At 34.4% G+C, this 23,661-nt stretch carries 23 protein-coding genes; 18 read left to right on the top strand and 5 right to left on the bottom strand.

What is annotated here, in order from left to right; all coding sequences use genetic code 11:
• Window positions 1–55 precede the first annotated feature (55 nt).
• The 3 genes from pykF (at window position 56) to NRK67_05995 (ending at window position 3,260) form a co-directional block, all read left to right on the top strand.
• Window positions 56–1,486: a pyruvate kinase PykF gene (pykF, locus tag NRK67_06005; protein ID UUV19061.1), complete on the top strand. Its 1,431-nt coding sequence runs from the start codon at window positions 56–58 to the stop codon at window positions 1,484–1,486.
• A 237-nt stretch (window positions 1,487–1,723) separates the two neighbouring features.
• Window positions 1,724–2,737, top strand: a complete 1,014-nt coding sequence (locus NRK67_06000; protein ID UUV19060.1) for a DUF3179 domain-containing protein — start codon at window positions 1,724–1,726, stop codon at window positions 2,735–2,737.
• On the top strand, window positions 2,721–3,260 hold the full coding sequence (locus tag NRK67_05995) for a hypothetical protein (GenBank protein ID UUV19059.1): 540 nt from the start codon (window positions 2,721–2,723) through the stop codon (window positions 3,258–3,260). The genes NRK67_06000 and NRK67_05995 overlap by 17 nt, the downstream gene beginning before the upstream one ends.
• A 133-nt stretch (window positions 3,261–3,393) precedes the next feature.
• Here NRK67_05995 and NRK67_05990 read toward each other — a convergent pair whose 3' ends face one another.
• The 3 genes from NRK67_05990 to NRK67_05980 form a co-directional block, all read right to left on the bottom strand.
• A complete protein-coding gene (locus tag NRK67_05990; GenBank protein ID UUV19058.1) occupies window positions 3,394–4,185 on the bottom strand; it encodes a MetQ/NlpA family ABC transporter substrate-binding protein in 792 nt (263 codons plus the stop codon).
• A 212-nt stretch (window positions 4,186–4,397) separates the two neighbouring features.
• Entirely contained in the window at window positions 4,398–5,054 is a 657-nt protein-coding gene (locus NRK67_05985) for an ABC transporter permease (GenBank protein ID UUV19057.1), read from the bottom strand.
• A complete protein-coding gene (locus tag NRK67_05980; protein ID UUV19056.1) occupies window positions 5,047–6,060 on the bottom strand; it encodes an ATP-binding cassette domain-containing protein in 1,014 nt (337 codons plus the stop codon). The genes NRK67_05985 and NRK67_05980 overlap by 8 nt, the downstream gene beginning before the upstream one ends.
• 681 nt (window positions 6,061–6,741) lie before the next feature.
• Here NRK67_05980 and NRK67_05975 point away from each other — a divergent pair.
• From NRK67_05975 to rplS, 4 genes are all read left to right on the top strand, one after another.
• Window positions 6,742–8,466: an ABC transporter ATP-binding protein/permease gene (locus NRK67_05975; GenBank protein ID UUV19055.1), complete on the top strand. Its 1,725-nt coding sequence runs from the start codon at window positions 6,742–6,744 to the stop codon at window positions 8,464–8,466.
• 45 nt (window positions 8,467–8,511) lie between these two features.
• Complete coding sequence (locus tag NRK67_05970) at window positions 8,512–10,011, top strand: YjjI family glycine radical enzyme (GenBank protein ID UUV19886.1); 1,500 nt, start codon at window positions 8,512–8,514, stop codon at window positions 10,009–10,011.
• Window positions 10,012–10,199: 188 nt separating this feature from the next.
• A complete protein-coding gene (locus tag NRK67_05965) occupies window positions 10,200–11,075 on the top strand; it encodes a YjjW family glycine radical enzyme activase (protein UUV19054.1) in 876 nt (291 codons plus the stop codon).
• A 107-nt stretch (window positions 11,076–11,182) separates the two neighbouring features.
• On the top strand, window positions 11,183–11,533 hold the full coding sequence (gene rplS, locus NRK67_05960) for a 50S ribosomal protein L19 (protein ID UUV19053.1): 351 nt from the start codon (window positions 11,183–11,185) through the stop codon (window positions 11,531–11,533).
• A gap of 45 nt (window positions 11,534–11,578) precedes the next feature.
• Here the strand turns inward: rplS and NRK67_05955 are convergent, their stop codons facing one another.
• Window positions 11,579–11,911, bottom strand: coding sequence for an arsenate reductase family protein (locus NRK67_05955; GenBank protein ID UUV19052.1), 333 nt, complete (start codon window positions 11,909–11,911; stop codon window positions 11,579–11,581).
• A 102-nt stretch (window positions 11,912–12,013) separates the two neighbouring features.
• Between NRK67_05955 and mgsA the strand changes: the two genes are divergently transcribed.
• From mgsA to NRK67_05900, 11 genes are all read left to right on the top strand, one after another.
• The gene (mgsA, locus tag NRK67_05950; GenBank protein ID UUV19051.1) at window positions 12,014–12,385 is read left to right on the top strand and encodes a methylglyoxal synthase; all 372 of its coding nucleotides are present in this window, start codon (window positions 12,014–12,016) and stop codon (window positions 12,383–12,385) included.
• 133 nt (window positions 12,386–12,518) lie between these two features.
• Window positions 12,519–13,496: a LacI family transcriptional regulator gene (locus tag NRK67_05945; GenBank protein ID UUV19050.1), complete on the top strand. Its 978-nt coding sequence runs from the start codon at window positions 12,519–12,521 to the stop codon at window positions 13,494–13,496.
• Between the two features lie 128 nt (window positions 13,497–13,624).
• Window positions 13,625–14,539, top strand: a complete 915-nt coding sequence (gene rbsK, locus NRK67_05940) for a ribokinase (protein UUV19049.1) — start codon at window positions 13,625–13,627, stop codon at window positions 14,537–14,539.
• Between the two features lie 24 nt (window positions 14,540–14,563).
• Window positions 14,564–14,971 (top strand): D-ribose pyranase, encoded by a 408-nt coding sequence (gene rbsD / locus NRK67_05935; GenBank protein UUV19048.1) that lies wholly within the window; start codon window positions 14,564–14,566, stop codon window positions 14,969–14,971.
• Between the two features lie 12 nt (window positions 14,972–14,983).
• Window positions 14,984–16,489 carry a ribose ABC transporter ATP-binding protein RbsA gene (gene rbsA / locus NRK67_05930; protein UUV19047.1) on the top strand — a complete coding sequence of 502 codons (1,506 nt, stop codon included), beginning with the start codon at window positions 14,984–14,986 and terminating at the stop codon, window positions 16,487–16,489.
• Window positions 16,479–17,450 carry a ribose ABC transporter permease gene (gene rbsC / locus NRK67_05925; protein UUV19046.1) on the top strand — a complete coding sequence of 324 codons (972 nt, stop codon included), beginning with the start codon at window positions 16,479–16,481 and terminating at the stop codon, window positions 17,448–17,450. The genes rbsA and rbsC overlap by 11 nt, the downstream gene beginning before the upstream one ends.
• A 15-nt stretch (window positions 17,451–17,465) precedes the next feature.
• Complete coding sequence (gene rbsB, locus NRK67_05920) at window positions 17,466–18,338, top strand: ribose ABC transporter substrate-binding protein RbsB (protein UUV19045.1); 873 nt, start codon at window positions 17,466–17,468, stop codon at window positions 18,336–18,338.
• Window positions 18,339–18,406: 68 nt separating this feature from the next.
• On the top strand, window positions 18,407–19,279 hold the full coding sequence (locus tag NRK67_05915; protein UUV19044.1) for an ROK family protein: 873 nt from the start codon (window positions 18,407–18,409) through the stop codon (window positions 19,277–19,279).
• 396 nt (window positions 19,280–19,675) lie between these two features.
• On the top strand, window positions 19,676–20,317 hold the full coding sequence (gene fsa, locus NRK67_05910) for a fructose-6-phosphate aldolase (protein UUV19043.1): 642 nt from the start codon (window positions 19,676–19,678) through the stop codon (window positions 20,315–20,317).
• A 174-nt stretch (window positions 20,318–20,491) separates the two neighbouring features.
• On the top strand, window positions 20,492–21,325 hold the full coding sequence (locus NRK67_05905; protein ID UUV19042.1) for a transketolase: 834 nt from the start codon (window positions 20,492–20,494) through the stop codon (window positions 21,323–21,325).
• Between the two features lie 15 nt (window positions 21,326–21,340).
• On the top strand, window positions 21,341–22,270 hold the full coding sequence (locus tag NRK67_05900; GenBank protein ID UUV19041.1) for a transketolase family protein: 930 nt from the start codon (window positions 21,341–21,343) through the stop codon (window positions 22,268–22,270).
• A gap of 61 nt (window positions 22,271–22,331) precedes the next feature.
• Here NRK67_05900 and NRK67_05895 read toward each other — a convergent pair whose 3' ends face one another.
• Window positions 22,332–23,549, bottom strand: a complete 1,218-nt coding sequence (locus tag NRK67_05895; GenBank protein UUV19040.1) for an amidohydrolase — start codon at window positions 23,547–23,549, stop codon at window positions 22,332–22,334.
• Window positions 23,550–23,661: the final 112 nt, after the last annotated feature.

The raw sequence follows: 23,661 nt of genomic DNA, 5'->3' as shown, positions 1-23,661 counted from the left end.
TAATGCTGAGCAGAAGCTCATTTATAATAATTTTTACAAATTCAGGAGGAGAAGAATGAAAAAAACGAAAATCGTATGTACCATTGGTCCAAAATCAGAATCAAAGGAAATGTTAACTAGCTTATTAAAAGCTGGAATGAATGTAATGAGATTAAATTTTTCCCATGGAAACTATGTTGAACATGGTGGCAGAATAGATACAATGAGAGAAGTAATAAAGGAAACTGGAATTAAAGCAGCTATCCTTTTAGATACAAAGGGACCTGAGATCAGAACTATCAAATTAGAAGGTGGAGATGACGTAATCTTAGAAGCAGGTCAAGAATTTACAATTACAACTGACGAAACTATCATTGGAAACAAGGATATAGTAGCAGTTACATATAAAGGGTTAACAGAGGATTTAAAAGCTGGAAATACAATCTTATTAGATGATGGTTTAGTAGGACTTACAGTTAAAGAAGTTACTGGAAACAAGGTAATCTGTACTGTAAATAATACTGGAGCTTTAGGAGAAAACAAAGGTGTGAACTTACCAGGTGTATCTGTAAACTTACCAGCATTATCAGAAAAAGACATCAACGACCTTAAATTTGGTTGCGAACAAGGAGTAGATTTTGTAGCAGCTTCATTTATCAGAAAAGCTGATGATGTAAGAGCAGTAAGAAAAGTTTTAGATGAAAATGGAGGAGCTAAGATCCAAATTATATCTAAGATAGAAAACCAAGAGGGTGTTGATAACTTTGATGAGATCTTAGAACTATCTAACGCAATCATGGTAGCTAGAGGAGACTTAGGGGTAGAGATACCTGTAGAAGAGGTTCCATTTGCACAAAAAATGATGATCGACAAATGTAACGAAGCTGGAAAGATGGTAATTACAGCTACACAAATGTTAGATTCAATGATCCAAAACCCAAGACCAACTAGAGCAGAAGCAGGAGACGTAGCCAATGCAATCTTAGATGGTACAGATGCAGTAATGCTTTCAGGAGAAACAGCTAAGGGTAAATATCCAGTAGAAGCTGTATCTACAATGGCACAAATCTGTAAAAAAACTGATTCAGTAATGGGATATGTTCACCATGATTTCAGAGGAGATATGAGTATAACTGAAGCAGTTTCTAAAGGAACTGTAGAAGTAGCAGAGACGTTAAACGCTAAATTAATTTTCGTAGCAACTGAAACTGGTAGAGCAGCTAGAAACTTAAGAAAATACTTCCCATCAGCACACATTGTAGCTCTTACAAATAATGAGACTACAGCTAACCAACTTATGCTTACTAAGGGTGTTTACCCAGTTATGAATACAGATTCAGCAATCGATGATGATGTAAAGACTATCGAAGCATTTGCAGGATTTGCACAAATCATATCTAAGAGATATGTAGAGGCAGTAGCAGGAGATGTAGTAGTATTATCTTGTGGAGAAGAGTTATATAAGCCGGGAACTACAAACACTTTAAAAGTAATAACTATTAAATAATAAAAATTATATAAATATATGGAAAGGAGCTGAAATTTCAGCTCCTTTTTTTTAAGTATAGAAATTTGGATGCAACGTCACGTTGTTTATTTATTTTCTAAAGTTCATAATCAAATCTTTCTATTTTAATTCGTTTATAAATTTTATTAAAATGGGAAAAATCCCTAGGAAGGATAAAATTTTATTCTTTGTATTACTATATAAAGGTTTATAAAATTTAAGAGGGAGATGATTATCTTGTTGAAGTTATATATATTTATTTTTTATTCGATAATTACTTTTGGTTATAGTTTTGAAGAACTGAATAAAAATATTTTAAGTGGAGGTGTCCCTAGAGACGGGATACCGGCAATAGGAGCACCTAAATATATAAAGGTGAGAGACAGTAAAAAATTTATGAGAGATGGTGACAGGGTTTTTGTCTGGGAAGGTAATGATTTTATAAAAATTATTCCTCAAAAAATTTTGGTGTGGCATGAGATTATCAATGATAAGGTGGCAGGGGAAGAGGTGGTTATAACTTACTGTCCCCTTACATCTACAGTAATTGGTTATAAAATATCAGGAACTACAATGGGAGTTTCGGGAAAGCTTTTAAACAGCAATTTGGTAATGTATGACAGAAAAACGAAAAGTCTCTGGCCACAGATAATGGGAGTATCCATAGATGGGAAGAGGAAAGGAGAGGAGTTAGATCAGTTTCCTTTGGTATGGACCAAATGGGACAGAGTTAAAAAGAATTATCCCGATGCATATATACTGTCCCAAAGGACAGGAGCTATACGAAATTATCAGCAGGACCCCTATGGAGATTTTTCAGATAAAAACAGTTATTACAATAAAGGAGGAGCCTTTTTCCCGCTCATGGCAAAGAGTGATAGATTAAATCCTAAAACTATGGTTCGGGGACTTATAGGGAAGGAAAGTCAGGCAGCGGTATCCTGGGATCAAGTGAAGAGAAAAAAGGTAGTAAATATAGATATAAAAGAGATAAAGGCAGTTCTCTTCTATGATGAAGAACTTGATACAGTACGAGGATTTTCCCGGGAATTTCAAGGGGATGATCTGAAGTTTGAGGTGAGAGACGGAAAGATAGTAGATAATATAGAGAAAAGGGTGTGGAATTCAAAAGGAAAATCCGGGAAACATCATCTTGCTCACTACGAAGGAATGGATGCATTCTGGTTTGCCTGGTATGCTTTTTACCCAAATACCCAATTGGTAGGTGATTCAGATGACAAGTTTGAATAAAATATTAAGGGATAAGGGTGCTAGAAGGGTTGGATTTTTATCGGGACTGATCTATTTTATGTTATATCTCTATAGTGTAGGAGATATATCTTTAGGAAGCGGTATTGAGAGAGGAATATTTTTTCTTTCTAAGTGGGAAGATGTGATCTTTAAAATGAAAAGTACTTTTATTTGGGAGGCTGTAGGAGTGGTCTCAGGCAAAAACATCTATATGGCTATTTCTCCATTAAATATATTATTAGGGCTTATTTTATCGGGGTTAATCTTTATCAATATATCTACAGCATTGTATGCCAAGAAACACCCCGGGAGCTGCTCTCTGGGGATGAAAACTGGATTTTTAGGTGTATTTGCAAGTTTTTTAGGAGGGTTTGCCTGCTGTGTTCCTACATTTATAATTGTATTGGGGCCGGTTTTTAGTGGTTTGACTTTATTTTTTATAAAGATAAGGGTATTTTTGATTCCCGGGAGTCTTTTGATCTTAATATGGGGAGCTGTATGGGGAGTTAAAAGAGTAAAATAGTGATAGGACAGACTTGAATTCAAGATTTAAGAGAGGTGAAAAGCCTCTTTTTTTTATTAATTTGAATATTAAAGAAGGCTTTCGCCTTCTTTAATAAATTTCTGATTATTTAGAATAGAGGTATATTTTTTTGTTAAAATGTTGGTGCTATAATACCCTTATATTTATCGGTGATAAAGTTTTTTACTTTTTCGCTGTGAAGTGCTCTCATTAATGCTTCTACTTTTTCATCTCCTTTATTTTCTGTTTTAACTGCTACAATATTGGCGTAAGGTGAGTCTTTCCCCTCTCTCAATATAGCATCATTTACAGGATCGATACCAGCATCTAAAGCATAGTTCCCATTGATAAATGCACAATCTACATCCTGTAAAGATCTAGGTAGCTGGGCTGCATCGAGCTCTTTAAAGTTTAATTTTTTAGGATTTTCTGTGATATCCAGTACTGTTGCTCTTAATCCGGCATTAGGATCTAATTTTATAAGGCCAGTTTTTTCTAATATGATTAGTGCTCTTCCACCATTGGATGGATCATTTGGGATAGCAATAGTAGCCCCCTCTTCTAGCTCACTTATATCTTTTATCTTATCTGAAAAAAGGCTTAGGGGAGATACAAATACTCCTCCAACAGAACTTAGATCTAATCCTCTGTCCTTTGAGAACGATTCTAAATATGGTAGATGCTGGAAAAAGTTAGCATCTATCTCACCGTCATTTAGAGCTTGATTTGGAGTAACATAATCAGTAAATTCAACAGTTTCAAGCTGGACTCCATCTTTGGCCAGATCATCTTTTATAAGGTTTAAAATTTCAGCATGGGGAGACGGTGATGCTCCTACTCTAAGTACATTGTTTTCTGCTGCTTCTTTTTTTCCACAACCTATAAATATAGCAATAAGCGTTAATAATAATATAATTTTTTTCATAATAAATTCCTCCCTGTCCGCCTATGGCGAAACTAATAACTTAGAAAGATAAGTTTAAAATCTTTTTCTTTTTGCCACTGATTTACACCAATTAATTCCAATTAAAATACTTAATCTTTGTGTCTCTTTCTATTCTTTCTATTCTTATCTCTTCGTATTAATCTCTCTTTCGTGAATATTAGTGTCCATTAGTGGCTATGTCGAAAATACTTTTATTTTCTTCTGGCCGAGATCTTACTGACAATACTATTTCCTGTAAATTGAACTATTTGAACCAGTATTATTATACTGATAACCGATATGATCATTATATCTACCTGGAACCTCTGGTATCCATATCTGATTGCTACATCTCCTAAACCACCTCCTCCAATGGCTCCTGCCATGGCAGAATATCCAATTAAATTAATTATAGTCAGGGTGATCCCGTGAATAAGACTTGGAAGTGCCTCTGGGATCAATACTTTGGTGATAATTTCAAATTTAGATGCCCCTAATGAGATAGAAGCTTCGATAATACCTCTATCCACTTCGCTGACAGCTCCCTCTATGATTCTCGCAACAAATGGAGCTGCTGAGACAGAGAGGGGTACAATACTGGCTGTAGAGCCAATAGTTGTTCCGATAATAAATCGTGATATAGGTAAAACTAAGATCATCAATATGATAAATGGAAAGGATCTTCCTATGTTTATGATAAGATCTAAAACTTTATTTAATTTGTTCATAGGCAGAATATTATCAGGTTTTGTGACATATAATAATATTCCCATGGGGATACCTATGAGTAGGGAAAAGATCACTGAAAAGAACACCATATATATAGTTTCGTTAAATGCTGGTAAGAGCAGACTTATAATTTTATCCATTGTATAACACCTCAATTCCTAATTTATTTTGTTTTAGCCATTTGATACTTTTTAATTGTTTTTCCATCTCACCATTTAATTCCAATATAAGATAACCGACACTGTTAGTAACTAGTTTATTGATACTCCCAGCCAGGATACTTATATCTATATCAAACTTTCTAATGAGCTGAGAAATAATAGGTTTATCAATAGTTGCTCCTATGTAGGAGATTTTTATTATCTTTCTGCCTATCTTCTGACTGAATGCAACTTCTTCCTCCTCCTCTGGAATCAGATGTTTTATAAATTCCTGGGTAATTATAGTCTGAGGATTGGAAAATATATTTGTAACCTCTCCTACCTCTACAACATTCCCTCCATCTAAAACTGCTACTTTATTGCATGAATCTCTGATAACTTCCATTTGATGGGTTATGAGGATGATAGTTAAATTTAATTTTTTTTGGATATCTTTTAATAAGTTCAAGATATTCTTGGTGGTTTTTGGATCCAATGCACTGGTGGCTTCATCTGAAAGAAGAACTTTTGGATGGTTAGCCAGGGCTCTGGCGATAGCGACTCTTTGTTTTTGTCCTCCGGATAACTGGGCCGGATAGCTGTGGATCTTATCTTCTAATTCTACTAATTTTAGGAGTTCGATAATTCTGGGTTTTATCTTTTCCTTGGGATAATTAGCTACTTCCAGTGCAAATGCTATATTACCTCCTACACTCCTAGAATTCATGAGGTTAAAGTGCTGAAAGATCATCCCTGTTTTCTTCCTGTATTCCTGAAGTTCGAAATTATTAAAACCTAGAATATCTTTTTTATCCACTATGATCTCTCCGCTGGTTGGTTCCTCTAATCTATTTAAAAGTCTTATAAGAGTCGATTTTCCAGCCCCACTGAGACCGATAATTCCGTAGAAATCTCCTTTTTCAATGTCTAAGCTGATATTTTTTAGTGCGTCTACACTGATATTATTGCTGGTGTAAGTTTTTCTGATATTTTTAATCTGAATCATAATTTTATCTCCTTTTAAAATTTAGGTTATGTATTAATCTGTAATTTCCTAGCTAATAAAAAAAGCCTGTGGCGTCTACCACAGGCTTTCGTAATTGCTTGAAAGATGTTTGGCAGACTCATGTAATTTAATACAAAATGAGTCTGCCCTTAAATTAAATAATTTAAGTTACAAACCCTTCCAAAGCATCATCATTATATTTAATTGTCTGAATTCAAAGTTTCTCATAGATCTTCCTCGCTTAATAATTTTTTTAGATAATAACATGGTTTTTTGGAGATGTAAAGAATTATCTAAAAAAAAATACTTTAGTATTGTTTATTTAGGTGAAAATAAGATAAAGTATTTGTTTTTAGTATTTTAAGTTTTAGACCCTAAAATTATACGAAATAAGGTTAACATAGGAGAGATCTTGTTATATACTGTGTATTATGAAATATTGTAAAAATTTTTTACTATCCAGGGAATCGTACCTGAAAGGAGGACTACCAAAATACTATTAATTTACTGAGTAAACATAGGAATTTTGAGATAAAAATTTACCATGTAAATTAATAACTTTGAGATAAAGATTGTTATATAACCTAAGAATCTTGAGATAAAAGATTATAAAAATATAGGTTATGCATGTTTGGGTGCAACGCCGCGTTGCTTATTTATTTGATTATACAAGGAGGAAAGATGAAATTAACGGATATTTTTGAACATTTTAAACCCCATAAAAAATTGTTTATCTTGGATTTTACAAGTGCATTTTTTATGGCAATGATAGATTTGGCGTTTCCGGTATTTACCCAGAGGATAATAGACGTAGAGCTGCCAAATAGAAATTATAAATTTTTTATAATTTTGATATTAACTTTAGCGGCACTCCAGGGAGTAAGAGCTGTCTTAGCCTATATAGTGACCTATTATGGCCACAAGATGGGGGTAAATATAAGGTACGATATGAGAAATAAATTATTTCGTCATTTACAGAAGTTATCTCTGTCTTACTATGATAATGCTAAAACAGGGACGATAATGTCTAGAGTTATGGGGGATTTAGAGATCCTATCTGAGCTGGCCCACCATGGTCCCGAGGATCTATTTATAATAATAGTTACCTTTATAGGATCTTTTATCCTAATGATAAATCTAAATGTTACCCTGACGATAGTGGTATTTTTAATCCTACCTTTCTATATTTATTTTGTGATAAAAGAAAACAAAAAGATGAAGAGGGCTTTTAAAGATTACAGGGTGGTATCGGCAGAAGTTAATTCCCACTTAGAGGATAGTATAGCAGGAGTTAGAGTTGTAAAAGCATTTGGAAATGAAAAAACAAGCTCGAAAAATTTTGACAGATATAATAAAAGTGTAGCAGACAGCTTGATGAAAGCCTTTGAACCAATAAGTATACTGACCAGTGCAACGGGGTTATTTTCTGGTGGAATTCAAATTGTAATCTTGGTCTTAGGTGGAACTATGGTGATGAAAGGACAACTTACAATTGGTATATTGATTGCTTTTTTACTCTTTGTAAACAGGTTTTTAGATCCGATCAAGAGAATTATTTCATTCTTAGAGATGTATCAGCAGGGAACAGTAGGTTATGAAAGATTTTGTGAGGTTATGGCTATAGATCCCGACATAAAAGATAGTGAAGGTGCTGAAAATTTAGAAGATATTTCCGGAAACCTAAAATTTAAGTCTGTAGATTTTTCATATAATGACGGTGAGGTAATATTGCAAAATTTCAATTTGGAGATAAAAGCTGGAGAAAAAGTAGCTTTAGTCGGTCCAAGTGGAGCAGGAAAATCTACAATATGCAGTCTATTACCGAGATTTTATGATGTGAGCCGTGGAGAAATTATCATAGATGGTGTCGATGTCAAGAAGATAACTCAGAATTCTCTACGAAAAAATATAGGAATTGTTCAGCAGGATGTATATCTATTTCATGGAACTATAGGAGAGAATATAGGTCTAGGAAAGATTGATGCCACTGAAGATGAGATAGAAAAAGCAGCATCCATGGCCAATGCACTGGAATTTATAAATGAACTGCCCGATAGGATGGATACCTTAGTAGGAGAACGAGGAGTAAAATTATCAGGAGGACAAAAACAAAGGATATCTATCGCCAGAATATTTTTGAAAAATCCAAAGATTTTAATACTTGATGAAGCTACCAGTGCTCTGGATAATCAGACCGAAAAATATATCCAGGATTCCCTGGCTAAATTGTCAGAGGGGAGAACTACCCTTACTATAGCTCACAGGCTGACAACTATAAAAAATTCAGATAATATAATCTATCTGGATAAAGACGGGATCCAGGAAGAGGGAACCCATGCAGAGCTCATTGAGAAAAAGGGAAAATATGAGAAACTGTATAACTCTGAATTTCATGGATTTGTATGATATAATTTAAATAGAACCTTGATCACGGAAAAAATAAGGAGAGATATTATGAGTATATTAGATATAATTAAAGATACAAATATTACCTTTGAGCAGAGGGTGTTGGGATTAGCTCGTGCTGCAGAGAACAGTTTAGATGTGCTAAAAATGACAGATTATGTAAAAGAATATAGGGAAGCGGGAATTATATGTGATTTATTTGAGGGAAATGCACCATATAGACCGAGATATATCTTGCCCGATTATGATAAATTTATAAAGGAGGGGTGTGAGTTTTTAAATATTGCTCCTCCTACAGATATTTGGGAAGCCACAAATAATCTATTGATGTTTTATAAACATGTACCATCTATAACGACTATGCCTGTGTACATAGGAAATATAGACTACCTTTTGGAAAAGTTCGTGACAGACGAAAATGAGGAGGAGTCTTATAGAGCTATAAAATTATTTTTAAAGCATATAGATACAACTATTACAGATTCATTTTGTCATGCTAACATAGGGCCCCGTGAAACAAAAGCTGGGATGTTGATATTAAAAGCTATGAGAGAATTAGAGTTACCTACTCCTAATTTGACATTAAAATACAGTAAAGAAACTACCGATAGGTTAGCTATTGAATCTATAAATACAGCTTTGGTTACAGCAAAGCCTAGTTTTGCCAAAGATAGTATGTACAGAGAAGACTTTGGCGGAAATGAATATGGAATCGTGAGCTGTTATAATGGATTAGAAGTAGGCGGAGGAGCTCATACCTTGGTAAGGGTCAGATTGGGAAGGTTAGCTAAAAAAGCTATTAATAAATCTGATTTTATGGAGAGAGTTTTGCCTGAATTAGCCCATGAAATGCTTGGGTATATAGATGAAAGAATAAGGTTTATCTTGGAAGAATCGGTGTTTTTTAAGGTTAATTTCCTGGTAGCAGAAGGATTTATAGAAAAAGAGAAGTTTACAGGGCTCTTTGGAATGGTTGGATTAGCTGAGTGTGTAAATCATCTTATGGAATTAGAGGGAAATAGCGGAAGATTTGGAAACAATGATCTGGCCAATAAATTAGGTGAAGAGATAGTAAAAGCTCTTACAAAGATATTAAAGGATCATAAGTGTAAGTATTTTGATAGGGAAGAGAAAAAGCATCTCCTGCATTCCCAGGTAGGGATTGAAACCGATGCAGGGGAAAGCCCGGGATGCAGGATTCCAATCGGTGAGGAACCGGAGATATTTGAACATATAGTACAGGCTTCCCCATTTCATAAGTATTTTGCCAGTGGAATAGGAGATATATATTCCTTTGATGAAACCTATAAAAAAAATCCCCAGGCGATCCTGGATATAATAAACGGTGGGTTTAACATGGGACTTAGATTTTTTTCTATGTATGGAAATGATTGTGACGTAGTCAGAGTCACAGGATATTTGGTAAAAAAATCTGAGATGGAAAAATTAGATCAGGGAAAGGTAGTGTTAAGAGATACAACTATCCTAGGAAAAGGTGCCAGAGATAATGGAAGGGTACTAGAGAGGAAATTGAGGAAAAAATAATGATTTGATCATACACACGAAAAAAAATGGTCACAGAGATACACTGAGAGGAAGGAAAGTCACACAGAGAAAAAATAAAAATTCTGTAAGACTCTAATATTCGTATACTCTCTCTTTGTTAAGGCTTTTGTATTCGTGGAATTTGTGACAAAAAGAAAGTTAGAATTTAGTAAGGGAAGAGTGAGTTTATGAGAAGAGCAAAAATAAACAAGATAATAAAGTTTTCCAATGTGGATGGTCCGGGAAATAGGATGAGTATATTTTTCCAGGGGTGTAACTATAATTGTCTCTACTGTCATAATCCTGAGACTATAAATAGATGTAACTCCTGTGGAGCTTGTGTAGATAGTTGTCCTGCAGGGGCACTTTGTATAGTGGATTCAAAGGTTTGCTGGGATAAGAAACTTTGTGTAGAATGTGATCTGTGTACAGAGATCTGTATGAGAAACTCATCTCCAAAAACAATGGATTACAGTATGGAAGAACTTTTAGAGGAGATAAAAAAGGTCAGTGGTTTTATTCGTGGGATCACTGTAAGTGGCGGGGAAGCTACTCTGAATTATAAATTTATAACTGAGTTATTTAAAGAAGTAAAAAAAATGGGGCTGACTACCTTTGTAGACACCAATGGCTCTCTAGATCTAAGGGAGGATATCTACAGTGAATTTATTCGGGCAACAGACAAATTTATGGTAGATATGAAGGTATGGGATGAAAAAGCTCATATAGATCTTACAAACATAGACAACTTAATTGTGAAAAAAAATATAGAATTTTTAGGAGTATTAGGTAAGTTATATGAGGTGAGAACGGTAATTGTACCTGAGTTTTTAGATAATCTAGAGACTGTTAGTGAGGTATCGAGGCTGATAGGCGGGATAAACTCTAAAAATCAATCAGGTGAGGATATTATCTATAAACTTATAAAGTATAGGCAGGTAGGTGTAAGAAAAGAAATCTTAGATGAAAAACTCCTTGAAATATCAAGTCCTAGAGATGAGATGATGGAGGAATTATCTAAACTTGCGAGAAGCAATGGAGTAGAAAAAGTAATTATAATCTGATTGACATATAATAACAGATATGGTAAAATTATCTAGTTAAAAATCGGATATTCCTCTGTAACCTGTATGCGTTATTAAGAATGTCTTAGAACTTAGGAGGAACAAAAATGAAAGAGAGATTAATCGCGTTAGTAGAAAAAGACTATATCAGAACTGATATGCCTGAATTTAAAGCTGGAGATACTTTAAACGTAGCTTTAAAAGTAAAAGAGGGAGCAAAAGAAAGAATCCAACATTTCGAAGGTGTAGTAATCAGAGTAAATGGTGGAGGAGTTGCTAAGACTTTCACAATCAGAAAAGTAACTGCTGGATTTGGAGTAGAGAGAATATTACCTATTAACTCACCAATGATCGACAGTATTGAAGTTAAGAGAATCGGAAAAGTTAGAAGATCAAGATTATTCTACCTTAGAGGATTATCTGGTAAGAAAGCTAGAATCACTGAACTTAGAAAGTAATTATAACTTTGAAAGCATCGAGGAAACTCGATGCTTTTTTTATTATTACTTTATCCATTCCTTCCATATCTCAGGCTGATATCCCAGGGTTACTTTATCCTTCTCCCTTAGGATGGGTGTTTTGAACAGGGTAGGGGACTCCATCAATAATTCTAAAGTATCAAATACATAGTATTCTAAATTACGTTTTTTAAACTCCTTTCCCTCTCTGTCTAGGAGCTCCTCAATATCAAAAGTTTTTGTTATACTTCTCAACTCTCCTTTTGAGATCTCTTTTTCCTTGAGGTTGATAAATTGAACATTGATCTTTCTATCCTTAAAAAATCTTATGGCTTTCTTTGTATCATTACAGTTTTTAACTCCAAATATTTGTATCATAGGCTGTCTCCTTGTATTAATATAATTATTATATTTTACTATAAAGATAAAAAAATGTTAAACTCTATCTTAAGAAAGATGAAATTTTTTAGGAGGGATAAGATGAAAAAAATAGCACTTATAGCCCATGATAGAAAAAAAGATGAATTGGTTGATTTTGTGAAGGAACACAGAGAGTTCTTTTCTAAACATAGTTTGGTTAGTACGGGAACTACTGGAGGAAGAATTATACAAGCTACAGATTTAGAGGTTATCAGGTTTCAATCTGGACCAATTGGAGGAGACCAACAGGTAGGAGCACTTATTGCAACTGATGAGGTGGAGGCGATATTTTTCTTTAGAGATCCCCTTACATCTCAGCCCCATGAACCAGATGTACAGGCTCTCATAAGATTATGTGATGTTCATAAAATACCGGTAGCCACAAATACGGCTACAGCGGACCTCTTGATTAAAGGGATGAAAGAACTGTAAAATAAGGTTTAAAAAATTTTAAAAAACACGAATCTGCAAATGTTCGGAAATAAAACCAAAAAACCGTTTGACAAACATGTTATAGTGGTGTATAACATATGTAAGCGGTTACAACATAGATGAGGAGAGCAGGATGAAGATAAAAGATATAGCAGAATTAGCAGGGGTCTCCACAGCCACAGTATCGAGGGTAATAAATAATTCCTCTTCGGTGAGAGAAGAAACAAGAAAAATGGTCTTAGAAGTGATAAAGGCTAAAAATTACAGACCCAATATAACAGCTCAAAATTTAGCTAAAAAAGAAACCAATACTATAGGAGTGGTAATACCAGATCTGGATAATCCTTTTTTTGGAAAGATAATAAAGGGGATATATGAAAAGATAGAGGAAGAAAACTTAAATATAATCCTTCTAAACAGTTATGGTAGTATAAAAAAAGAAAAAAGGGTAATAGAGACTTTGATAGAACAAAGGGTAAAGGGAGTTATAATAGTCCCCGTAGCAAAAGACAGGTTTTCAAGTTATAAGCACTTTAACAGGTTAGATGAATTTAAAATTCCTTATGTGCTTATAGACAGGGAGATTGAAGGAGATAACTTTTCCAAGGTATATTTAGAAAATAGAAACGGTGCCTATAAGGCAACTAAATACCTGCTGACTAAGGTAGATGATATAGCCATGATATCCGGACCTATAAGAACTACTACAGCTACTAAAAGATTAGAGGGGTATAGTTTAGCCATGGGGGAGAAAAAGTTAGAGAAAAAAATTTACTATGGTGATTACAGAATAGAATCAGGATATAAGGTAATAACCCAAATAATTAGGGAGAAAAAGCTTCCTGAAGCACTATTTGTGGCCAATAATATGATGACCTTGGGAGTTATAAAGGGACTTATAGAAAATAATATTAAAATTTCAGAAAACATCTTAATATTTAGTTTTGATGAAGTTGAAATGGCTGAAATTTTTGGAATAAAGATAGATTATTTAGAATTTGATGTAAAATCTGTTGGGGAAAAAGCAGTAGATATTTTAAAAGGTAAATTAAATGGAGACAGTTCCAGGAAGATCGTTAAAATTCCAGGGAAAATAAAAAAAGCAACGTGACGTTGCATCCAGAGGGGAATAATCTAAAGTTTATAATTTATTTTGGTGATGCTCTCTGGAGGTATAATTTTCTAGATAAAAAAAATAAAATTTTTAATATAAAATGTAAACGGTTACAAGGAGGGAAAATGAAAAAAATATTAGTAATTGGAAGTCTTAATATGGATTTAGTTACCATGAGTGAGAGGCACCCTAAATTAGGAGAGACAATTATAGGAAAAAGCTTCTTTCAGATTCCAGGAGGAAAAGGAGGGAACCAGGCGGTTGCCATATCTAAATTAGGCGGGGATGTAACTATGTTTGGCTGTGTAGGGAAAGATTCTCACGGTGATATATTAATAGAGGAATTAAAAAAGAACGATGTAAATATAGATTGTGTAAAAAAGGTCGAAAAAAATACGGGGATAGCTACAATAGTAGTAGATGAAAATGCAGATAATACAATAATAGTAGTCCCGGGAGCTAATTTTGAGATAGGCACAGATGATATAGATAAAAATATAGAGTTAATAAAAGATGCAGATATAGTTCTCCTCCAGTTGGAAATACCTATAGATGTAGTGGAATATATCCTGAAAAAATCAAAGGAATACAATAAAATTACGATACTTAATCCGGCTCCGGCTGAAAACCTGTCGGTAGATATAATAAAGAATGTAGACTATCTGGTGCCCAATGAAACGGAATTAGAGTTGCTCAGCGGGATGCCTACAGATTCTGAGGAAGAGGTATTAGTGGCTTCTAAAAAACTTATGGATATGGGAGTAAAAAATCTCATAGTTACCATGGGGAAAAATGGTTCGATCTTTGTAGGAGAGGATAAAGTGGTGAAAGTAGGAATCCACAAAGTAAAAGCAGTAGATCCAACAGCAGCAGGGGATTCGTTTATCGGCGGAGTTATCAGAATGCTGGCAGAAGGGAAAAAAATAGAGGAAGCCATGGAATTTGGGGCTCGTGTAGGAGCTATAACAGTAACAAAAGAAGGGGCTCAGAGTTCTCTGCCTACATGGGATGAAGTGGTAAATTATAAATTTAAAAAATAATCCAACAAAGAAGGAGAAAACTTTATGAAAAAAGGAAGATTATTAAATAGTGAGATCAGTTCTGTAATATCCAGGATGGGACATACAGATCATATAACTGTGGGGGATGCAGGGTTACCAATTCCAAACGAAGTAAAGAGAGTAGACTTAGCAGTGGAAAAGGGCGTGCCTACTTTTTTAGGAACTTTAGAAGTGATCTTGGATGAATTAAAGGTAGAAGAAGTGGTAATTGCTAAGGAGATGAAATATATAAGTGGAGAATTCCATATCCAGTTATTGAAATTATTGGAAAAAAAATGTGGAGAGATAAATATTATAGAAGTATCCCACGAAGAATTTAAAGGGATAACTAAGGAGAGTAAGGCTGTAGTAAGAACTGGAGAGTGTACACCATATGCTAATATTATTTTGAAATCAGGAGTAACGTTCTAAGGAGAAAAATATATGGAAAAAATATTAGAAATTTCAGGAATAATTAAAGATTTTCCAGGTGTAAGAGCATTGGATGGAGCCAAACTGAATGTATATCAGGGAAAAGTAATGGCTTTACTCGGTGAAAATGGTGCAGGAAAATCTACAATGATGAAAATAATGACAGGAATATACAAAAGGGATGCAGGAATCATTAAACACAATGGAAAAGAAGTGGAATTTAGCGGCCCCAAAGAATCACAGGATGCAGGAATATCCATAATTCATCAGGAATTAAACTTAATAGATCACCTTTCCATAGCAGAAAACATTTTTTTAGGAAGGGAATTGACTAAAAATTTTAGAATAGACTGGGATATGATGTTCAATGAGGCAGACATAATCTTAAAGAAATTAAATCTGGAACATTCATCTAGAGAATTGGTAGGAAAACTAAGTATCGGAGAGAAACAGATGATAGAGATAGCAAAAGCCCTCTCTCAAAATGCAAAAATAATAGTTATGGATGAGCCTACAGATGCACTGACAGATACTGAAACAGAGAGTTTGTTCAATGTAATTAAGGAACTGGTAGCTGAAAATAAAAGTATAGTATATATATCCCATAGGTTAAAGGAGATATTTGAAATATGTGACCATGCTACTATTATGAGGGACGGAAAGTTTATAGATGAAGCTGTGGTAGCAGATATAACTGAAGATCATATAATTGAAAAGATGGTAGGAAGAAAATTAAAAGATCAATTTCCCAGGATAGATACAAAACTAGGAGATGTGTCCTTAAAAGTAGAAGATCTCAGCGGTGAAGTTACAAAAGATATTAATTTTTCCCTTCAGAAAGGTGAAATATTAGGAATAGCAGGACTTATGGGAGCAGGAAGAACAGAACTGGCTAAGACAATCTATGGATGTTTCAAAAAAACAAGTGGTCAAATTCATATAGACGGGGAAAAAGTAGAGATAAATTCTCCCCAGGAAGCTCTAAAAAAGAAGATAGCATATGTTTCTGAAGATAGAAAGGGAGATGGATTGCTGCTGGGACTTTCTGTAAAAGAAAATATGAGTTTATCTTCCCTGTTAAAGTTTGAAAATACATATAAAAAAATAGATGAAAAAAAAGAAAAGATAGAAGTGGAAGAATTTATATCGAAATTCAACATAAAGACTCCTACAATGGATCAGCTTATAAAAAACCTCAGTGGGGGAAATCAGCAGAAAGTAGCCATAGCAAAGGCACTTATGACCAATCCAAAAATATTGATCTTGGATGAACCTACAAGGGGAGTAGACGTAGGAGCGAAGAAGGAAATATATGATCTTATAAATGAGTTTAAGCATCAAGGGATGAGTATAATTATAATTTCCTCTGAAATGCCGGAAATATTGGGCCTCAGTGACAGAATAATGGTGATGTATGACCAAACTATTACGGGAACATTCAGCAGAGAAGAAGCTACCCAGGAAAAGATAATGAAGTGTGCTATAGGTGTTATGAAGGAGGAGATAGATGAAAACTAGTACAGTATTAAATGGTGCAACAGTTAAAAAGGAAAATAAATTGTTAAAAAATAAACCCCTGATAGGTCTGATTATATTTGGAGTAATAGTTTCAATATTAAACCCCAGATTTTTATCCACAGCGAATTTATTGAATATACTCCGACAGACATCTATAAATGCAATAATAGCAGCAGGGATGACCTTTGTAATATTAACCGGTGGAATAGATCTTTCAGTAGGATCGATCCTGGCTATCTGTGGAGCAGTATCTGCAAGTATGCTGGCCGGAGGAGTCAATGGTTATATAGTTTTAATAATAACTATAGTACTAGGAACTATATTAGGAGCAGTCAGTGGAAGTTTTATAAGTTATGGAAAATTACAGGCTTTTATAACAACTTTGGTAGCTATGACATTACTTAGAGGTGCAACTTTAGTATTTACAGATGGAAAACCAATTTCTATGGGATTTGGAGATAATGCCCTTTTGTTTGATACCATAGGCGGGGGATACCTCTTTGGAATTCCGGTACCAATATATATAATGATAGCAGTATTTGCAGTGTGTAACTATGTTTTAAAAAATACAAAATTTGGTAGGTATGTTTTTGCCGTAGGTGGAAATGAGGAAGCTACTAAATTATCCGGAATAAATGTAGAAAAATTGAAAGTTAAAGTGTATGCTATAAGTGGTGGATTGGCTGCCTTAGCAGGAATCATAATTACATCCAGGTTGGGGTCAGCTCAGCCTACAGCAGGAACAGGGTATGAACTGGATGCCATTGCAGCAGTAGTATTAGGAGGAACATCACTTTCTGGAGGAATAGGAAGTATATCGGGAACTATAACAGGAGCACTTATTATAGGAGTTTTGGGAAATGCATTAAATTTATTGGATGTATCTTCATATTACCAGATGATGATAAAGGCGATAGTTATATTAGCGGCAGTATTAATTGATAGAAAAACACATAAATAAAAAGGGGGCTAAAAAATGAAAAAAACATTAAAATTATTGGTTGTAGGACTTTGTGTTGGAATGATGTCAACGGTAGCTTTTGCTAAGGGAAAGGTAGGATTAGTGGTATCTACTCTAAATAATCCTTTCTTTGTAGATCTAAAAGAGGGAGCAGAGGATGAAGCGAAAAAACTAGATATGGAACTTATAGTTTTAGATTCTCAAAATGACCCGGCTAAAGAATTATCAAATGTAGAAGATTTAATTGTAAGAGGAGTGGATGTAGTATTAATCAATCCTACAGACTCAGATGCAGTATACAGAGCAGTAAGAAATGCCAACAGATCAAAAGTACCTGTAGTAACTTTGGACAGAGGAGCAAACAGAGGAGAGGTAGTTACTCATATTGCTTCAGATAATGCAGCTGGTGGTAAGATGGCTGGAGAATTTATCTTAGAAAAGTTAGGTAAGGGTGCTAAAATTGTTGAATTAGAAGGAATTCCAGGAACAACAGCTGCAAGAGACAGAGGAAAAGGATTCAATGAAGTTGCTAAAGGAAACTTAGATGTAGTAGGTAGACAAGCTGCTGACTTTGACAGAACTAAGGGACTAAATGTAATGGAGAATATGATTCAGGCTCAACCAAAAATAGATGGTGTATTTGCTCATAATGATGAGATGGCTCTGGGAGCATTGAGAGCTATTGGAAACAATAAAGATATCTTAGTTGTAGGATTTGATGCTACTGCTGATGCTGTAAAATCAGTTGAAAAAGGTGAAATGGCAGCAACTGTAGCTCAACAACCTAGATTGATCGGATCTCAAGGGGTAGAAACAGCAAATAAGATAATAAAGGGAGAAAAAACTCCTAAGTTTATCCCAGTAGAATTAAAATTAATCACAAAATAAGAGAATTATATAACAGGTGGGAAGGAAGAAATTTCTTCCCATTTATTCTATTAAAAGAGGTGTATTTTATGTTACTTGGAGCAATAGAAGCAGGTGGAACAAAATTTGTCTGTGCAGTGGGAACAGAAAAGGGAGAAATTTTAGAAAGAATATCATATCCGACCACTGATCCGGAAGAAACTTTAAAAAAAGTAGCAGGATTTTTTTCAGGTAAAAAAATAGAGGCTTTAGGTATAGGTTGTTTTGGGCCCATTGATCTGGATAAAAGTTCGAAAACTTATGGTTATATAACCTCTACTCCCAAACCCGGGTGGAGTAACTATAATATTGTAGGAGAACTGAAAAAGCATTTTGATATTCCCATAAACTTTGATACCGATGTAAATGGTGCAGCCTTAGGGGAAGCCAGGTGGGGAAGTGCTATTGGATTGGATTCCTTGATCTACCTAACTGTTGGGACGGGGATTGGTGGTGGAATATATATCGACGGAAATTTGGTCCATGGGATGACTCACCCGGAGACCGGTCATATATTTGTGAACAGGGCAGAGGATGACAGCTATAAGGGGAAATGTCCCTATCATGGAGATTGCCTGGAAGGGATGGCATCTGGCCCGGCTATGGCAGAAAGGTGGGGAATAAATCCATATGAACTGCCAAAAGATCACAGAGCATGGGATTTAGAGGCACACTACCTAGCCCAGGGGCTGATCAACTATATCCTGATAATATCACCTAAAAAAATAATATTAGGTGGGGGAGTAATGAAACAAAAGCAGTTATTTCCAATGATTCGAAAAAAAGTAGTTGAAAGGTTAAATGGCTATGTATCCCATAAAAATATATTAGAAGATATAGATAATTATATAGTCTATCCAAAATTAGGAGACGATGCAGGGATCTGTGGGGCATTGGCATTGGCAGAATTAGTAGTGTGTTAGAAAAAAGAAAAACCCATCTATTTTTAGGACAAAAGGCATATTTATAACATACGAATTGTAGTAAAATAACTTATAAGATCAAAGATTTTATTTGGGCATAAATTGTAGGAAATTAATGAAAAAATAAGTATATTTAATTTGTGTGTATTTAGAGCTAAGATAAACAGTATAAAAGTTTAATAATTTACTTAAATAAAGGAAATTACCAAAAATTACCAGCGAGTGGCATCACCAAAATTTCTAGAGATTATTACATAATCTAAGAATTGTGAGATAATAGTTTACTCTGTAAACATAGAATTTTGAGATGAAATTTATTCTATAAATTAAGAATATTACAATAATTATCAGCTATCAAATATGTTTGCATGAGCAGACATCCAAGGAGGAATAAAATTGAAAATATTTATCGATACGGCAAATGTGGAAGACATAAAAAAAGCTAATGATATGGGTGTTATTTGTGGGGTAACTACAAATCCATCACTTATTGCAAAGGAAGGAAGAGTATTTAAAGAGGTTGTAACAGAAATAACATCTATCGTAGACGGGCCTATAAGTGCAGAAGTAATCTCACTAGAAGCTCCTAAGATGTTAGAAGAAGCAGAGGAATTAATCAAAATTCATCCAAACATCACAATCAAGCTACCTATGACTGTAGAGGGATTAAAAGCTTGTTCTGCACTATCTAAAAAGGGGATAAAAACTAATGTAACTTTAATTTTTACTCCTAACCAGGCACTATTAGCAGCCAGAGCAGGAGCTACATTTGTATCACCATTTTTAGGAAGATTAGATGATATCGGTGTAGATGGAATAGAATTAATCAGAGAGATTGTACAAATATTTAGTGTGCACAATATAAAATCAGAAATAATTGCTGCAAGTATCAGAAATCCACTACATGCAAAGGAAGCTGCTAAAGCAGGAGCACATATTGGAACTATGCCACTTGGTGTAATTGAAAAAATGACCCAGCATCCATTAACAGATGCAGGAATCGCTAAATTCCTGGCTGACTGGGAAGGGGTAAAATAAATAAATTGAATTATAGTGCGGGAGGCAGAGTTGGTGCTGAATTTTAAGTTGGAAATTCAAGATTCTGAACTCTGTACTATTTTTTTATAACTTGACAATAACTAGTATATTACATATAATGTTGTTAGAAAAAACAAATAATGTACACTAATTTTTATTTAAAAAGGAGTTAAAATGGCAGATATCAAGATGTTAACGGAAAAAGCTACACAGATAAGAAAAGATATTGTGACTATGATTTGTAAATCAAAATCAGGACATCCAGGGGGATCTTTATCGGCAGCGGATATAGTGAGTGCACTATACTTCAATGAGATGAACGTTGATCCAAAGAATCCAAAGATGGCAGACAGAGATAGATTCGTTTTATCAAAGGGGCATGCAGCACCAGTATTATATGCGGCATTAGCAGAGAAGGGATATTTTGATAGAGAGTTATTAGGAACACTTAGAAAATTTGGATCACCTTTACAAGGGCATCCGGATATGAAAAAATTACCAGGAGTAGATATCTCAACAGGTTCATTAGGACAAGGGTTATCAGTAGCAAATGGTATGGCATTATCAGCAAAATTAGACAATAAATCATATAGAACATATGTATTATTAGGGGATGGAGAAGTACAAGAAGGTCAAGTATGGGAAGCAGCTATGACTGCAGCTCACTATAACCTTGACAATGTATGTGCATTCTTAGACTCTAATAACTTACAAATAGATGGAAATGTAGATAAAGTAATGGGTGTTGAGCCATTAGATGAAAAATGGAGAGCATTTGGATGGAATGTAATCGTAATAGATGGTCATAACTTCGAGGAAATATTAGGAGCTTTAGAAGCTGCTAAGGCTCATAAAGGTCAACCTACAATGGTTATAGCTAAAACTACTAAGGGTAAGGGTATCTCATTTATGGAAAACGTATGTGGATTCCATGGAGTAGCTCCTACACCTGAAGAAACAGACAAAGCATTAGAAGAATTAACTCACGTAGAATGTTGTAATAACTAATAGGAGGCCAAAAAAATGAGTAAAAAAGCTACAAGACAAGCTTACGGAGAAGCGTTAGCTGAATTAGGAAGAATAAATAAAGATGTAGTGGTTTTAGAGGCAGACTTATCTAAATCTACAAAGACTGCAATATTTCAATCTGAATTCCCTGAAAGACATTTTAATGTAGGAATTGCAGAAGCAGATTTAATGGCTACAGCAGCAGGATTCGCAACTACCGGGAAGGTAGCATTTGCTTCTACATTTGCAATGTTCGCAGCAGGAAGAGGATTTGAGCAAATCAGAAATACTATAGCATATCCAAAATTAAATGTTAAAATAGCTCCAACTCATGCAGGAATCTCTGTAGGAGAGGACGGGGGATCACACCAATCTGTAGAAGATATGTCTCTTATGAGATCTATCCCGGGAATGGTAGTATTATGTCCTGCAGATGCAGAAGAAACTAGACAAATGGTATTCGCAGCAGCAGAATATGATGGTCCGGTATACCTTAGATCAGGAAGATTAGATACAGAAGATATCTATAAAGATACTGACTATAAATTCGAGATTGGAATAGCTGATACTTTAAAAGAAGGAACAGATGTTACAATTGCAGCTACAGGAATGTTAGTTCATGAAGCTATGGAAGCAGCAAAGACATTAGAAGCAGAAGGGGTCTCAGTTAGAGTAATCAATGTTTCTACAATTAAACCATTAGATGGTCCTACTATCTTAAAGGCAGCACAAGAGACAAAGTTTATTGTAACTTGTGAAGAGCATTCAGTAATAGGAGGATTAGGAGGAGCTATCTCTGAATTCTTAGGAGAAACTCATCCTACTCTTATCAAGAAATTAGGAATCTACGATCAATTTGGTCAATCTGGAACAGGTAACCAATTATTAGATGAATATGGATTAAGAGCAAAGGATATAGTAGCAAAAGTAAAAGAAAGTATGTAATTATATTAAAAGCTGTGGAATTTTCCACAGCTTTTTTTGATATGTAGGTGATGAGCAACAGTTATTTTAAATTTAAAAACTCCTTGGGATTATTCATAGTGAGATTTTCTAAAAACTCTTTTTTATGGAGATCACTGATATTGGCTGAATTGACTACCTTTTCAAATTTATTGAAATAATTTTTATAATGTGCTTCGTAGCACCGATCGGATAAAACCATAGGGACGTCAGAACCCCATAAAAGCTTGTCTTTTAGTCTGAACTCTCCCTCCATAAATTTACCTTTATAATCAAATTCAATGACTTTTTTTAGATTACTGGAGAAATCATTTAATTTATCCTTTCCATATTTGTATGCGGATATATCGGAATATGTGTTTGGGTATTTTTGAAGTAATTTAATTATAGTATAGGTCCATGAATTTTTATCTATACCTCCAACCCATATTTTTAAAGGATCAAGCATGTCTTCTACCCCGTCTTCTCCGCCAAAGTGTGCAAAATTTACCTTTAAATTTTTTAGTTCCGGATTATCATTAAACAGCTTCAGCCAATTTAAAGGGTTTGTATAATTTTTAATCTCTTTTTTTGTACTGTTGCCTCCATAACTTCCTTCCTGGCAGTGGACGGTAATGGGAATATTTTTTTCAACACACCACCTGTAAAATTCTAAATATCTTTCTCTATTTTTGGATGGATAAGGGTTGAATCCCATTGGAGGATATAATTTGATCCCCAGGATACTTCCATTTTTAATTTCTTTTATGGTGGTGTTTTTTTGTGGAGAAAAACCATAATTTCTCCATAGACGTTGTATTTGCTCCAATCCATCTGCTAAGATTAATTTTCTTAGGTCAAACCCTATAAACGGGCAGATCTTAATTTTTAATTTTGATGATGATTCATCAATTGCGTCTATTAGCCTTTTAGTCTGGGCTTCTAAATTAGAAAAATTATCTTCATCCTCTTTTACAGAATCGAAATCAATGATTAGAGGGGTTATTAATATATCGGTATTACCGCCGGTCAGGTCCAATAGATGGTTCTCAAATTTAAATATACTGTCTTTTAAACTTCTTTCAAAAAATTTAATGAAATCTTTCTTTTTTTCTATCTCCTTAATCTTACTGGCTCCATATAGTGCACCGGCTAAAGGGACCGCAGTTCCCAAAAAAAGTTTAGAAAAAGTATTAAAATTTACCTTCCCCTGGATCGTTTCGTAGAGTGGAATATCAACGATATTAAATATATGGCAATGACTATCGATAAATTCTTTCATGATGAAAACCTCCTCAAATAAAAAGTATAATAGCATCTAATTAATTATGCTTTAAAAAGATTAAAAAATCAAAACTAAAAAAAGCTGGGGAAGATTCCCCAGCTTTTTTTAG

The organism is Fusobacteria bacterium ZRK30, from assembly GCA_024628785.1.
Lineage (GTDB): Bacteria > Fusobacteriota > Fusobacteriia > Fusobacteriales > Fusobacteriaceae > Psychrilyobacter.
The sequence above is the reverse complement of the archived record's forward strand: the minus strand, read 5'-3'. Positions and strand labels throughout refer to the sequence as shown.